The 14,015-nt window shown below is 40.4% G+C and carries 9 protein-coding genes and 8 tRNA genes; 7 read left to right on the forward strand and 10 right to left on the reverse strand.

Annotated elements, in window-relative coordinates; genetic code table 11:
• Positions 1-3: 3 nt before the first annotated feature.
• The 3 genes from H0913_RS12050 to H0913_RS12060 all read left to right on the forward strand — a co-directional run bounded on the left by H0913_RS12050 (position 4) and on the right by H0913_RS12060 (position 3,780).
• Positions 4-1,017, forward strand: a complete 1,014-nt coding sequence (locus H0913_RS12050) for a methionine ABC transporter ATP-binding protein (RefSeq protein WP_154602933.1) — start codon at positions 4-6, stop codon at positions 1,015-1,017.
• Entirely contained in the window at positions 1,014-1,682 is a 669-nt protein-coding gene (locus tag H0913_RS12055) for a methionine ABC transporter permease (RefSeq protein ID WP_154602934.1), read from the forward strand. Before H0913_RS12050 ends, H0913_RS12055 begins: the two co-directional genes overlap by 4 nt.
• A 370-nt stretch (positions 1,683-2,052) precedes the next feature.
• Positions 2,053-3,780: a potassium/proton antiporter gene (locus tag H0913_RS12060; protein WP_154639240.1), complete on the forward strand. Its 1,728-nt coding sequence runs from the start codon at positions 2,053-2,055 to the stop codon at positions 3,778-3,780.
• A gap of 244 nt (positions 3,781-4,024) precedes the next feature.
• Here the strand turns inward: H0913_RS12060 and H0913_RS12065 are convergent, their stop codons facing one another.
• From H0913_RS12065 to H0913_RS12095, 7 genes are all read right to left on the reverse strand, one after another.
• Positions 4,025-4,318 (reverse strand): helix-turn-helix domain-containing protein, encoded by a 294-nt coding sequence (locus H0913_RS12065; RefSeq protein WP_036949379.1) that lies wholly within the window; start codon positions 4,316-4,318, stop codon positions 4,025-4,027.
• A gap of 1,392 nt (positions 4,319-5,710) precedes the next feature.
• Positions 5,711-5,786: transfer RNA gene (locus H0913_RS12070), tRNA-Val, on the reverse strand.
• Between the two features lie 144 nt (positions 5,787-5,930).
• Positions 5,931-6,006, reverse strand: a tRNA-Lys gene (locus tag H0913_RS12075).
• Between the two features lie 44 nt (positions 6,007-6,050).
• Positions 6,051-6,126: transfer RNA gene (locus H0913_RS12080), tRNA-Lys, on the reverse strand.
• 41 nt (positions 6,127-6,167) lie between these two features.
• Positions 6,168-6,243: transfer RNA gene (locus tag H0913_RS12085), tRNA-Val, on the reverse strand.
• 31 nt (positions 6,244-6,274) lie between these two features.
• Positions 6,275-6,350, reverse strand: a tRNA-Val gene (locus tag H0913_RS12090).
• Between the two features lie 27 nt (positions 6,351-6,377).
• Positions 6,378-6,453, reverse strand: a tRNA-Val gene (locus H0913_RS12095).
• A 356-nt stretch (positions 6,454-6,809) separates the two neighbouring features.
• On the opposite strand from H0913_RS12095, the gene gltX reads away from it, so the two are divergent.
• The 4 genes from gltX (at position 6,810) to H0913_RS12115 (ending at position 10,210) form a co-directional block, all read left to right on the forward strand.
• On the forward strand, positions 6,810-8,231 hold the full coding sequence (gene gltX / locus H0913_RS12100) for a glutamate--tRNA ligase (protein ID WP_154628940.1): 1,422 nt from the start codon (positions 6,810-6,812) through the stop codon (positions 8,229-8,231).
• A gap of 220 nt (positions 8,232-8,451) precedes the next feature.
• Positions 8,452-8,527 (forward strand) — tRNA-Ala (locus H0913_RS12105).
• Positions 8,528-8,575: 48 nt separating this feature from the next.
• Positions 8,576-8,651: transfer RNA gene (locus H0913_RS12110), tRNA-Ala, on the forward strand.
• Between the two features lie 212 nt (positions 8,652-8,863).
• The gene (locus H0913_RS12115) at positions 8,864-10,210 is read left to right on the forward strand and encodes a flavin monoamine oxidase family protein (RefSeq protein ID WP_154639239.1); all 1,347 of its coding nucleotides are present in this window, start codon (positions 8,864-8,866) and stop codon (positions 10,208-10,210) included.
• Between the two features lie 22 nt (positions 10,211-10,232).
• Here H0913_RS12115 and H0913_RS12120 read toward each other — a convergent pair whose 3' ends face one another.
• The 3 genes from H0913_RS12120 to ligA form a co-directional block, all read right to left on the reverse strand.
• A complete protein-coding gene (locus tag H0913_RS12120) occupies positions 10,233-10,448 on the reverse strand; it encodes a DUF3820 family protein (protein ID WP_132495526.1) in 216 nt (71 codons plus the stop codon).
• Between the two features lie 81 nt (positions 10,449-10,529).
• On the reverse strand, positions 10,530-11,714 hold the full coding sequence (locus H0913_RS12125) for a NupC/NupG family nucleoside CNT transporter (RefSeq protein ID WP_036949543.1): 1,185 nt from the start codon (positions 11,712-11,714) through the stop codon (positions 10,530-10,532).
• Between the two features lie 242 nt (positions 11,715-11,956).
• Positions 11,957-13,993 (reverse strand): NAD-dependent DNA ligase LigA, encoded by a 2,037-nt coding sequence (ligA, locus tag H0913_RS12130; protein WP_154639238.1) that lies wholly within the window; start codon positions 13,991-13,993, stop codon positions 11,957-11,959.
• Positions 13,994-14,015: the final 22 nt, after the last annotated feature.

The raw sequence follows: 14,015 nt of genomic DNA on the forward strand, positions 1-14,015 counted from the left end.
AGGATGATTGAATTTAACAATGTCCAAAAGATCTATGAAAAAAATGGGCAATCCTTAGTCGCTCTACAAGATATTAATTTGCATATCAATAAAGGTGATATTTTTGGTTTTATTGGTTATAGCGGGGCAGGTAAAAGCTCCCTGATCCGCTTAGTCAATCAATTAGAAAAGCCAACCGGTGGCTCCATCAAGGTCGATCAGCACAATTTAGCGGAGCATACCCCATCGCAAATACGGGCTCATAAAAAAAGCATCGGAATGATTTTCCAACATTTCAATTTGTTGGAAACCAAGACCGTTGAACAGAATGTTGCAATGCCTCTGGTTTTACTCGGCATTGATAAGCACGAAATTGCCCGTCGTGTAGATAACATTCTCGAATACGTTGAATTGAGCGATAAGAAACACCAATACCCTAACCAGCTTTCTGGTGGGCAAAAACAGCGTGTTGGAATAGCAAGAGCGTTAATTAATAATCCGCAAATCTTGCTGTGTGATGAGGCAACCTCTGCCTTGGATCCACAAACTACCGCCTCCATTTTGGCATTACTGCAAAAAATCAATCGTGAGCAGAAAATTACCATTCTATTGGTCACTCATGAAATGGAAGTCATTGAGCAGATTTGTCATCGTGTCGCCGTTATGGAATCCGGTCGCATTGTTGAAGAAGGCACAGTACTTGATATTTTTGCCAATCCTCAACATTCGACCACGCAAAAATTTGTGGGTACGGTACTCAATGAAAAAATTCCGGAGCGTGTACTCCATCAGCTTGAACATCAAGAAGATGTGTATCGATTAGAGTTTTTAGGCAAATCGGCTCAAGAGCCTGTAGTGAATGAACTTATCATAAAAAATATTATTAAAATCAATATCCTGTTTGCCAACATGAAAGAGATCAATGGCGTCGTTTTAGGCAGTATGTTTGTGCAAATGTTAGGAGATAAACAACATATTGATGAAGCCATAACCTATTTACGCCATCGTGGCGTTGCAGTGAATAAGGGGACAGTATGAATGAGTTTTTTGAAACAGCACTGACAAGTAAACAATTTTTATTGGCCATGTCAGAAACATTCACTATGGTGAGTATTGCACTTGTCCTAGGTTCACTATTCGGGATCTTATTGGGAATTTTATTAGTTATTACACGACCAGAAGGGATTTGGGAAAATAAACGTATTTATCGCGTGATTAACCCTATAATTAATATATTCCGTTCACTACCTTTTATTATTTTATTAGTGGCAATAATCCCATTAACGCGCTTTGTGGTAGGAACATCTATTGGCACCACCGCAGCCATTGTGCCATTAGTCATTTATATTGCGCCTTATACGGCAAGATTGGTCGAGAATTCATTACTCAGTGTCCATTCAGGCATTATTGAAGCCGCCGATGCAATGGGGGCGACTAACTGGCAAATTGTGTGGCACTTTATTTTACCAGAAGCAAAGTCATCATTAATTTTAAGTCTAACCGCTGCCAGTATAACGTTAGTTGGAGCAACCGCGATGGCTGGAGCTGTTGGCGGCGGTGGTGTTGGTGACCTTGCGCTAAATTATGGTTATCAACGCTTTGATAATGTTGCTATGGCAATTACGGTTGTGACCTTGGTGATTATAGTGCAAGGAATACAGTTTATTGGTGACACTTTGGCAAGAAAGGCGCGTTTTCACTAGTTAATATAAAGTCGATGAAATATCTTCATCGACTTTTATTGATTTCTCATACAATTACCCATCTTCCCTCCCCCTTTTCAATTCAACCTCAAAAAATATTTACACATAAAAAAGTCACTATTAACACGAATTTAATAAAAAAATAGGCTATTTCTAAAAATCAAATTTAAAAAAATGCAGTAAAATACCAATATATTTCAAATGATTCATATATAATCATAATAGTATACATCATAATGTTTATTTGGCCTCTTGGGACTAAAAACACCATTAAATGTATATTTTAGTCACTTTGATAACATCTTTAGCTACCTCGCGCGCTTTACGATGCATCGTCAGCGTTTTATTCACCTCTAACTGAAAACTGATTATGCCGACTATCGAACAACTTATATTGCTTTCATCCATATTGATTTTACTCGGTATTTTTTCGAGCAAACTGTCTGCAAGACTGGGTTTGCCTATGCTGGTTATGTTTCTCTTTATTGGCATGCTGGCAGGTGAGGATGGCTTAGGGAAAATTACCTTTGATAACGTCAATGTTTCTTATGCTGTTGGCTCTCTCGCCCTTGCTCTGATTCTTTTCGATGGTGGACTACAAACCTCAGTAAAATCAATTAAGCTAGTCTGGAAACCTGCATTCACCTTAGCGACCGTTGGGGTTTTGATTACTGCGGGTATCACTGGGTTAGCCGCTGCCTACATTTTAGGTATTCCACTTCTTGAAGGGTTACTTTTAGGTGCCATTGTTGGCTCAACGGATGCCGCCGCCGTATTTTCACTGCTACGCAATGCAGGCATTTACCTAAACGAGCGTTTACAGGCGACTTTAGAGATAGAGAGTGCAACCAACGACCCGATGGCCATATTTTTAACCGTTGGTCTGCTGCAACTTCTAATGAACCCACAAGCTTCCGGCAGTGAATTGGCGTTATTATTTGTTAGTCAAATGGGAATCGGTGCTGCTGTAGGAATTGGGGTTGGTTGGATTTCAATAAAAATCATCAACAAAATTAAGTTACTCGCCGCAGGTCTTTATCCTGTTTTAGTGGCTGCCTGTGGTTTATTTTCATTCGGTGTCGCCAGTAATTTAGATGGCAGTGGCTTCTTATCTATTTTTGTCACGGGTGTGGTTATTGGTAATCACTCGTTTGTTTTTCAACGCAATACCTTTTTATTCCATGATGGGCTGGCATGGTTAAGCCAAATCATCATGTTCGTGATGTTAGGCTTACTGGTTAACCCTAGCTCGTTAATTGAGGTATGGCAGGAAGGGTTGCTCATTGCGCTAGTATTAACCTTTGTAGCAAGACCACTCGCAGTTGTCCCAGTACTCAAACTATTTCGCTTCACACGAAATGAGATAGCACTTATCTCCTGGGTGGGGCTAAGAGGCTCTGTCCCGATTATTTTGGCTATTTTCCCCTTTATTTTTGGATTACCGGGTGCCAACCTTATTTTTGATGTTGTCTTCTTCGTGGTTCTAATTTCTGCAACATTACAAGGTTCCACACTGCCTTACTTTGCCCGCAAGTTAAATCTTATGCAGCCACCACCGCTTATACCCGCTGCGACATTAGATATTACCGCTGTCGACCAGATTGATGCTGACTTAGTCGAATATACTCTGGGCGAGGACTGCTCTGCTGTGGGGCGCCGATTATCTCAATTAGCACTACCGGACCAAACCGTGATTGCGATGATCACCCGAGAAAAAAGCGTGTTACCACCTCGCGGGTCAACAATCTTAATGGCGAATGATCATTTGTTTGTCGTCCTAAAACCACAAAATCGCTTATTCCTAGAAAGACTATTCTCTGGCCAAACGTCTTCGGAGCCAACCATTATGGAGTTACCTGAGTCTGGTTTAAGCTTAAAAGGTACAACGCGATTAAATGAAATTTATGAGTCGTATGGAATTTTGATTGAAGTTGATTCCGATAAAACACTCAATCAATTTATTCACGTTAATACTGAAAATGAACCCTCTCAAGGGGATGTGATTAAGCTAGATAACATACAAATAAAAATTGATGAAATGATCGGTCCACGTATCGTTACCGTTATTTTAGAACCAGTAAAAATCCAGCAGGAATAATATGGTAAAAATAGTGATAATCCATTTCCATTTTTCCACGCTTATTTTCTAATTTGTATGTATAAAAAATAAAAGCCCCAAAGGGGCTTTTATTTTTGCAAGTACTCTATATAAGAGGGCGATTAATATATTCAATGACTTTTACTAATTAACTTGGGTTAATTAATTTCACCGTTCTCATTTGAAACAATTTAATTACTGAACTTAATTTGTTTCATTATGAAACATGCGCAAAGAATTAATGTCATACGAGAGAATAAAGCGAGTCGTTAAACCCTTTAGATTCTCTTTCCTCAGATGCATTGATATCATCCTGGAGAACTTCACTGAAGAACTCTCCCATATTTACGCCTAATACCTTTAATACGCGAACTAAACAATCGATATCAATACGATTCACACCTCGTTCATAACGAAATAGTTGTTGTTCACTAATGTCGATCTCTTTAGCTAATTGGAAAACTGTATAGCCTTGAGCTTTTCTTAAAGATTTAATTTTTTGTCCAACTGCACAAGCGACAGGATATTTTGTATTCATAAACATTCTCGCTTCAATCTATATTAATTGAATAAAAATCAGCAGGTATTTTCTGCCATTTTCATTGTTATTTTATATGTACTATGTAGTTCATTGATAAAAACACGGTGATACATCCAACATCACTAAGAGAATGATATACTAGCCTTCTAATTAGTTTCAACTAGTCCAAAAATGACATTGCAACTATGTAACAAAATATTTTTCTCTATACAAACAAGACGAGTTAGCAAATTAGTTATTTATTATCAATGGCTTATACAAATTAACAGCCAGTGAATATCACCTAGTAAACTCAGGTGAAATAGCACATAGCAAGACAATTCACTAAAAACCAATCACTTTCCCGCCAATAAATCCAAAAATAAAGGAAATAAACAGAATAATTTAACACTGTAACAAAGTTAATCGTTTCACGATAACATTGGTGTTTTTTTGAGTCAAAAACCACATTAAGTGAGCATTTTCTGTAAAAGAAAGTAAAAAATATATGTTTTACATATATAACTATTTCGCAACATAAAACATCAATAACTTACATTTTTTGAACTGTATGCTACAAATTAATTAAACGCTATATTTTTAAAGTAACCTAGTGAATTTAATGCACCTACACATTCAACATAACAAAACATTAACGTTAAGGAAGTCGAACATTCACTTTACTTGATGAATATCACAAAAATATGAACATTACTGATTATCGATAATCTTATTTTAATATTATGAATACATAGACACTCGAAAATTATTGAACTTTAAGATTATCAAAACGAGAATAACTAGAATTATTCACCAATATACTACTTTACAGATGTTCTTTTGTTGTAATATCAATTAAAGTTTTATTTGCTGTTTTTTAAATATCAACTAAGAATATTCTCAATAGTCTATTTAATCCAAACCAACATAAGGCTGTTCATGTGGTATGGCATAATTTAATTTCTAGCATAATTTCATTGCCATCATAGTTTTTAATAAAAATTCATTTTAGATAAAACTATAAATGGATTAATCCTTTAACATTATCATTTAAGTGATTTTACTTATGGCATTGATATGCTTTATTTTTATTAACTAAATTTTGGTTTCAAAAAAACTAAGAGCACTACAATACAAGGAAAAGTCTCGTTATCGTTTCATTCACTATTTTGATTCATTAAAAATTCAAAAGTTTATATTAACAATATAATGGCCAATATAACGATATGTGCAATCTCAATAGGAATAATACTTTATACGTAATATGAATATTTAAGCAAAATAAACGAAGAATGGCTGAGAGAGGGATAGTAAAATCTTACTGGGCACAGCTATGCATAAACCAATTAAAATCAGTAGGTTAAGTTTTGTTTTTGGGGATTTATGACGTGATTTTTGATAAAAATGAAGTGGTGGGCGATAGCGGGCTCGAACCACTGACCCCCTCCTTGTAAGGGAGGTGCTCTACCAACTGAGCTAATCGCCCACTTCATGACGCTATTTTTGATGGTGGGTCGTGCAGGATTTCTCGGCCTTTGGCCTCACCCTACGGGTCGAACCTGCAACCATCTTGTTAGTCGCTAATGTTCACACCGAATAACCCAAACATCTTTCAAGTTACAGATTTTAATGGTGGGTCGTGCAGGATTCGAACCTGCGACCAATTGATTAAAAGTCAACTGCTCTACCAACTGAGCTAACGACCCATATTCAAGTATCTGTACTGCTTGAATGATTTACTTCATTTAGATGGTGGGTCGTGCAGGATTCGAACCTGCGACCAATTGATTAAAAGTCAACTGCTCTACCAACTGAGCTAACGACCCATCTATATTTCTGAATTGTTTTAATGCAAGAAAAGATGAAGTGGTGGGCGATAGCGGGCTCGAACCACTGACCCCCTCCTTGTAAGGGAGGTGCTCTACCAACTGAGCTAATCGCCCACTTCATAATAATCACATTGTCATAAATAATTGGTGGGCGATAGCGGGCTCGAACCACTGACCCCCTCCTTGTAAGGGAGGTGCTCTACCAACTGAGCTAATCGCCCAATCATTTATGTTTTCATCGTCAACGGTGGTGGGCGATAGCGGGCTCGAACCACTGACCCCCTCCTTGTAAGGGAGGTGCTCTACCAACTGAGCTAATCGCCCCGTCGTCGATGGAGGTGCATTATAGGGATACTGCGTTCTGAGTCAACGGTTTTTGAATAGATTTTTTCTGTTCGTTGCAAAAATAATCAAGATGTTTTAATTATCACCTAAGAAGTACCCTTTTTAATCAATTAACTACATTATCCTACTAAATTTTATTAGAAAAAAATCACTCAAAGCTCACCAGACTAAAAATTTTAGCGGTTATTTTCCCAATTTGATGATTTTCTTTATCTGTATAGAGATAAGCAGATTGAGGATTCACTACAGGGTGATAGAATAGAGGAACTTTTAGCAATGCTTACGATGATCATAAGCGCATTAAGAAACAACGTTTCGCAATTAAGGCAATCTCGATGAGTAAAATCAAAACCCGTTTTGCACCAAGCCCAACTGGCTACTTGCACGTTGGTGGTGCTCGTACCGCCCTGTATTCCTGGTTATATAGTCGCCACAATCAGGGCGAATTTGTCCTGCGTATTGAAGACACCGACTTAGAACGTTCAACTCAGGAAGCTATCGACGCCATTATGGACGGTATGAACTGGTTGAATTTAAATTGGGATGAAGGTCCTTACTATCAAACTAAGCGTTTCGATCGCTACAATGCCGTAATCGATACCATGTTAGAAGCAGGTACCGCTTACCGCTGCTACTGCTCTAAAGAGCGTTTAGAAGCTTTACGCGAAGAACAAATGGCAAAAGGCGAAAAACCTCGCTATGACGGTTGTTGCCGTGACCATGAACATAACCACACTGCGGCAGAACCGCATGTTGTTCGCTTCCGTAACCCGCAAGAAGGTTCCGTTATTTTCAATGACACCATCCGTGGTCCAATTGAATTTAGCAACCAAGAGCTAGATGACTTAATCATTCGTCGTACCGATGGTTCTCCAACGTATAACTTCTGTGTGGTGATTGATGACTGGGATATGGAAATTACCCACGTCATTCGTGGTGAAGACCATATCAATAACACCCCTCGCCAAATCAACATTCTCAAAGCATTAGGCGCGCCAGTTCCTGAATATGCTCACGTTTCTATGATTTTAGGTGATGATGGTAAAAAACTGTCTAAACGCCATGGTGCTGTTAGCGTTATGCAATACCGCGATGACGGCTACCTGCCACAAGCGCTATTAAACTATTTAGTGCGCTTAGGCTGGTCACACGGCGACCAAGAGATTTTCTCAATTGAAGAAATGAAAGAATATTTTTCTCTTGATGCTATCAGCAAATCAGCGAGTGCATTCAACACTGAAAAATTACAGTGGCTGAACCATCACTACATCAATACCCTGCCAGCTGAAGAAGTGGCTACCTACCTTGCATGGCATATCGAACAGCAAAATATCGATACCAGCACTGGCCCACAGTTAGTTGAGTTAATCAAATTACTGGGTGAGCGCTGTAAGACACTGAAAGAAATGGCGGAATCTTGCCACTACTTCTATCAGGACTTTGAAGAATTTGATGCTGATGCAGCGAAAAAACACTTACGTCCAGTTGCTCGCCAGCCATTAGAAGTCGTGAAAGACAAATTAATCGCTATTTCAGATTGGACGGCTGAAAATGTTCATCAAGCCATTGAAGCGACTGCGGCTGAGTTAGAAGTGGGTATGGGTAAAGTGGGTATGCCTCTGCGTGTAGCCGTAACTGGTGCAGGTCAATCACCTGGGTTAGATGTTACCGTTCATGCTATCGGTCAGGCTCGCTCTGTCGCTCGTATCGAAAAAGCATTGGCGTTTATCGCAGAACGCGAAGCATCCGCACAATAATTTTCTAAATAAGAAGCCTCTACACAAGAAGTTTCTAAACAAGATGCCTCTCTATAAACTGCCTCTTAACTTAAGGGGCAATTTTTTTCAGCTCCCATATCAAATGGGAATTGATTGCAAAATGTTCTATATTTCAGCAGTTAAACCCGAAAAACATATTAATATATTGACACTCCAACCGAGCTTGAATATGATGCCTCCCGTCCAAAAGATTTTGTTTGGGGCTATAGCTCAGCTGGGAGAGCGCTTGCATGGCATGCAAGAGGTCAGCGGTTCGATCCCGCTTAGCTCCACCATCTAAAAACCAGTTTAGATGGCTGAATTTCAAAACAAAATATTCGTTTGGGGCTATAGCTCAGCTGGGAGAGCGCTTGCATGGCATGCAAGAGGTCAGCGGTTCGATCCCGCTTAGCTCCACCAAACTCTTTCTTATCTCCCTTTAATTCATTCTTTCCTTTTCCAAATCCTATTTGCAGTTTATCTTAATAATTTAGCCTAACTCACTTTCCCCTACTGTACCGTCTATTCACATTTGATTTACTCATATATAATTAGCTTATAATTTTATTTAAATAGAATTATTCAGATGTGTCATCGCACATCGTCCGTATTCCATTTCAACTAGGTGAGTTATGCCACACATAGATGCCGATATCATTGTGATAGGAGCAGGCGTTTCAGGTTTATCAGTCGCAAATCAATTACAGTCGCAACCCCAAAACCCCCAACATAAAACAGTCCTTATCTTAGAAGCACGCGACAGGCTTGGCGGGCGCATTTATACGCAGGAAATTGATAACCAATTTTATGATTTAGGCGCTTCTTGGATCCACGGTATTACCGACAATCCAATCAGTGCAATCGCACAACAGCACCATATTCAAACTGTTGTTTTCAATTACCAAGACGCTATTTTCTATAAAAAAAATGGCTTGGTTTTATGTGAGAACGAAAAAGAGGCTTTTGAAGCGGGCCTTGATTATTTAATGGAGCAGTTTGAGAACATTTCATCACCTTGCCAATTTAACAATGCAGCTGAAGCGTTAAATAGCTGGTTGCAAAGCCCTGAATTCCACCATTTATTGACTGTCGATCACCATGCAAGTCAGTCGTTGTTTGAACAGCTACAAACAGGGTTACATGAATTTTTTGAAGCTATCGCTGAAGATCCCTGTGCTTGCACATTAGAGACATTATCCCCCTATTTTTTACAACTCGAAGGCTTTTGTGAAGGCGATGAAGTGATCTTCCCGCGTGGATATTCCCAAATTATCGAAACGCTATCGAATGGCCTGGATATTCGCCTTAACCACCCTGTTGAACATGTTCATTACTTAGATAATTATGTCACTGTCACCACGCTTGATGGACAACAGTTCAATGCCCATAAGATCGTTGTGACTGTACCACTTGGGGTGTTGAAGAAAGATAAAATTCATTTCACGCCTGCCTTGCCTGAAAAAACGCAGGAAGCTATTAATCAGTTAGGTTTCGGTGTATTCAACAAATTATTTGTCACCTTTGAACAAGCTTTCTGGCGCAAAAATTCACTCAATAACGTCAATAGTATGTACATTCATGAGTCTGATTATTGGTTGAATTTTATGGATGTGAGCGCGATTTATCAAAAACCAACATTGCTGTTTTTATTTGGTGGGTTGTCCGCTAAATGGCTTGAAGAGTGTGATGAACACACCGCATGGCATGAACTGCAAGAATCGCTCAGTAAGGTATTTGATAATATACCCGCACCTATACAGCTGATAAAAACCGAGTGGGAGAAAGATATTTACGCTTATGGTTCGTTTAGCTACCCCGCCCCTAACTATTCGGCTGATCAAATAGCCCAATTAAAACAGCCTATTAATAACAAAATTTTCTTTGCTGGAGAACATTTGGCGCTATTAGGAGCCGGTACCGTACATGGTGCTTACCTATCGGGTATAGAGGCGGCCAACAGCCTGCTTAACGCGCAATAATTATCGATTAAGCCTCTAACCCTTATTTTCGTTTTAGAGGCTTAACAATGCTATCTAGCCCTTCTATCTTCAGTCCGAGAGTCATCTCCATCAATTCCCCTAATCGCCCTGCTGGAAACTCCCCTTTTTTATAAAACCACAGTAGGTATTCCTCAGGAAGATCAATCAGGACACAACCTTTATATTTACCAAATGGCATGGATGTATTCGCGATATCGAGTAAGTCTTGTTTTTCCATTTATCCGCTCTTGTTTTAGATATAAAAAAAACGGCATTCACTGAATGCCGTTTCTCACTGTAACACTTTTTATCGTGATGACTACAGGATTAATCCAACCACCGCAGCAGATAAGAAGCTTACCAGCGTTGAACCGTACAGTAATTTCAGACCAAAACGTGCAACGGTATTACCTTGTTTTTCATCTAACCCTTTAATAGCACCAGCAATAATACCGATGGAAGAGAAGTTAGCGAATGACACTAAGAATACCGATAAGATGCCCACAGAACGGTCAGATAAACCCGATGCTACCGCTTTTAAACCATCCATTGCTACGAATTCGTTAGTCACCATTTTCACTGCCATGATGCCACCAACTTGTAGCGCTTCATTCGCAGGGATACCTAACATCCAAGCAAATGGATAGAACACATAGCCCAGCATAGTTTGGAAGCTAACATTGAAAATAGCAGAACAGATTCCGTTAACCATCGCAATCAGGGCGATAAAACCAATCAGCATCGCAGAAACGATAATCGCAACTTTAAACCCAGCAAGAATGTATTCACCCAGCATTTCGAAGAAGCTTTGACCTTCATGCAGGCTGCGCATTTGGATCTCTTTTTCCCCTTCTGGTGGGTATGGGTTGATCAGCGATAACACCACGAATGTACCAAACATGTTTAAGACCAGAGCGGCAACAACATATTTTGGATCTAACATGGTCATGTAGGCACCCACGATGGACATTGAAACGGTAGACATCGCCGTTGCCGCCATGGTGTACATTCTTCTTTCTGACATACTGCCTAATTGGTCTTTATAGGCAATAAAGTTTTCGGACTGACCCAGTAATAATGAACTTACTGCGTTGAATGACTCAAGTTTACCCATACCGTTTACTTTCGACAGCACCGTACCGATGATGCGGATAACAAAAGGCAGAACTTTAATATGTTGTAAAATACCAATCAGTGCAGAGATAAAGATAATTGGACATAACACTTGCAGGAAGAAGAATGCTAAGTTGCCTTCAATCATTCCGCCAAAAATAAATTTGGTCCCTTCTGCCGCATAACCCAATAAATGGGTAAATACGCCAGCAACACCAAGAACGAAAGACTCACCGATACCTGATTTTAAGAACAGGTAAGCGAGTGCAATTTGGATCACAAGTAATTGAATAACATAGCGAGGGCGGATCCCTCTACGGTTACTACTCGCTAGAATCGCGAGAGCGCCGATGATGACGATGGATAAAATAAAGTGCAGGATCGAGGTCATATTTGACTCCAACAAAGTTACGAATCAGTCTATGCGCATATTCTATGTAATAGACAACATTTAAATGAGATTAACGTCACATTAATATGAAAACTGACTCAGCCTATCTTTCAAAAGTCACGACCAGATCACGTTTCACGAGTAACACATTAATAACAACTGTAAAAATGTTAGCCAGAAAATAAGAAATGCCATTATCACAGTGGTCGATAATGGCATTGCGCATTAAATATAGGTCACGATTAGATATTCAGCAAACGAATTAACTCTTCTTCATCAATGACTTTTATACCCAATTCTGTCGCTTTCGCTAACTTTGAACCCGCCGCTTCACCGGCAATCACCAGGTCAGTTTTCTTCGATACACTGCCTGCGACTTTTGCGCCTAAGGCGACCAGTCTATCTTTAGCTTCATCGCGGGAAAGCGTTGACATCGACCCAGTCAGTACGACCGTTTTTCCAGCGAATGGACTATCAATGTCAGCACTGTTAATCACTTTCACTTCAGGCCAGTGGATGTTCGCAATGGTCAATAAATCATGAATAACTTGGCGGTTGTGCTCTTCACGGAAGAAATGCACCACATGCTTCGCCACCACTTCACCAATATCTTGAACGGTTTTCAGTGATTCTTCATCCGCTGCCATCACCGCGTCTAATGATGCATAATGTGCCGCAAGGTTTGCCGCTGTCGCCTCACCCACTTCACGGATCCCTAATGCATAGATAAAGCGAGCCAGTGTCGTTTGTTTGGATTTTTCGAGTGCATCAATGAGTTTTTGCGCGGATTTTGGTCCCATTCTTTCTAGGCCAGTTAATTTACCCGCTGATAATTGGTAGAGCTGCGCCGCGTTTTTCACATATTCCGCATCGACCAACTGCTCAATAATTTTATCGCCCATCCCGTCGACATCCATCGCACGGCGAGAAACAAAGTGTTTCAGTGACTCTTTTAATTGGGCACCACAAGTTAATCCACCAGTGCAGCGAGCCACCGCTTCCCCTTCGATACGTTCAATATCTGAATTACATACAGGGCAATGGGTCGGGAATAGAATTTCACGACTATCTGCAGGGCGTTTGTCCAGCACGACACTCACGATTTGAGGAATAACATCCCCTGCACGGCGGATCACGACGGTATCCCCAATGCGAACGCCCAAACGGTCAATTTCATCCGCGTTATGGAGTGTGGCATTGCTTACCACAACACCCGCAACTTGTACTGGCTCTAAGCGAGCCACTGGTGTAATCGCCCCAGTACGCCCCACTTGAAATTCAACATCTTTCAGTAACGTGATTTGCTCTTGAGCAGGAAATTTAAACGCGGTTGCCCAGCGTGGTGCCCGGGAAACAAAACCTAATTCTTCTTGAGTGGCAATATCATTCACTTTAATCACGACACCATCGATATCAAAACCGAGTGTCGGGCGAATTTTTTCAACATGGTGATAGAAATCGAGGACTTGTTGGCAACCAACACGTAATTGCACATGCTCACTCACTGGCAGCCCCCACGCTTTGAATTGCATCAAGCGCTCATAATGGGTATCTGGCAATGTTTTACCTTCCACTAGCCCTACACCATAGCAATAGAAGGTTAATGGACGTTTAGCCGTAATACGTGGATCTAACTGGCGAAGGGAACCCGCTGCCGCATTACGTGGGTTAGCGAAAATCTTACCATCCGTTTTACGTGCTTCTTCGTTCATCGCCTCAAAGCCTTTTTGAGGCATAAAAACTTCACCACGAATTTCAACACGGGCAGGAATATTATCCCCGCGTAAACGTAGCGGAATTGCTTTGATCGTGCGTACGTTGGCCGTGATATTTTCGCCAACAGTTCCATCACCACGGGTTGCCGCTTGAACTAGCTCGCCATTTTCATACAGCAAACTGACGGCTAGACCATCTAATTTGAGTTCGCAGCAAAATGTTAATTCAGTGTGGTTATGCAGTCGGTCTTTCACGCGTTTATCAAATGCGAGATAGCTTTCTTCATCAAATACATTATCTAAAGAGAGCATGGGAATTTCATGGCGAACTGTATCGAATGCAGCTAATGGTGCTGCACCCACGCGCTGAGTTGGGGAGTCTGTGGTGATCAGTTCTGGATGCTGCGCTTCGAGGCTTTTAAGCTCCTGCATCAGCTTGTCATATTCCACATCGGGAATTTCTGGTGCATCCATAACATGATAGAGGTATTCGTGATAGCGCAATTGTTGTTTTAACGCGTCTATTTTTTGCGTGAGTGCGTCTGGAGTTTGTTTCGTCGTCATGTTTCACCAATAGATATAAAAA

The sequence above is a fragment of the Providencia rettgeri genome (assembly GCF_013702265.1).
GTDB lineage: Bacteria > Pseudomonadota > Gammaproteobacteria > Enterobacterales > Enterobacteriaceae > Providencia > Providencia zhijiangensis.

Coding starts and splice junctions, on each gene's coding strand:
- ligA (WP_154639238.1), bottom strand. CDS start 13,993: ATGACGACGAAACAAACTCCAGACGCACTCACGCAAAAAATAGACGCG.
- H0913_RS12055 (WP_154602934.1), top strand. CDS start 1,014: ATGAATGAGTTTTTTGAAACAGCACTGACAAGTAAACAATTTTTATTG.
- H0913_RS12115 (WP_154639239.1), top strand. CDS start 8,864: ATGCCACACATAGATGCCGATATCATTGTGATAGGAGCAGGCGTTTCA.
- H0913_RS12125 (WP_036949543.1), bottom strand. CDS start 11,714: ATGACCTCGATCCTGCACTTTATTTTATCCATCGTCATCATCGGCGCT.
- H0913_RS12120 (WP_132495526.1), bottom strand. CDS start 10,448: ATGGAAAAACAAGACTTACTCGATATCGCGAATACATCCATGCCATTT.
- H0913_RS12060 (WP_154639240.1), top strand. CDS start 2,053: ATGCCGACTATCGAACAACTTATATTGCTTTCATCCATATTGATTTTA.
- H0913_RS12065 (WP_036949379.1), bottom strand. CDS start 4,318: ATGAATACAAAATATCCTGTCGCTTGTGCAGTTGGACAAAAAATTAAA.
- gltX (WP_154628940.1), top strand. CDS start 6,810: ATGAGTAAAATCAAAACCCGTTTTGCACCAAGCCCAACTGGCTACTTG.
- H0913_RS12050 (WP_154602933.1), top strand. CDS start 4: ATGATTGAATTTAACAATGTCCAAAAGATCTATGAAAAAAATGGGCAA.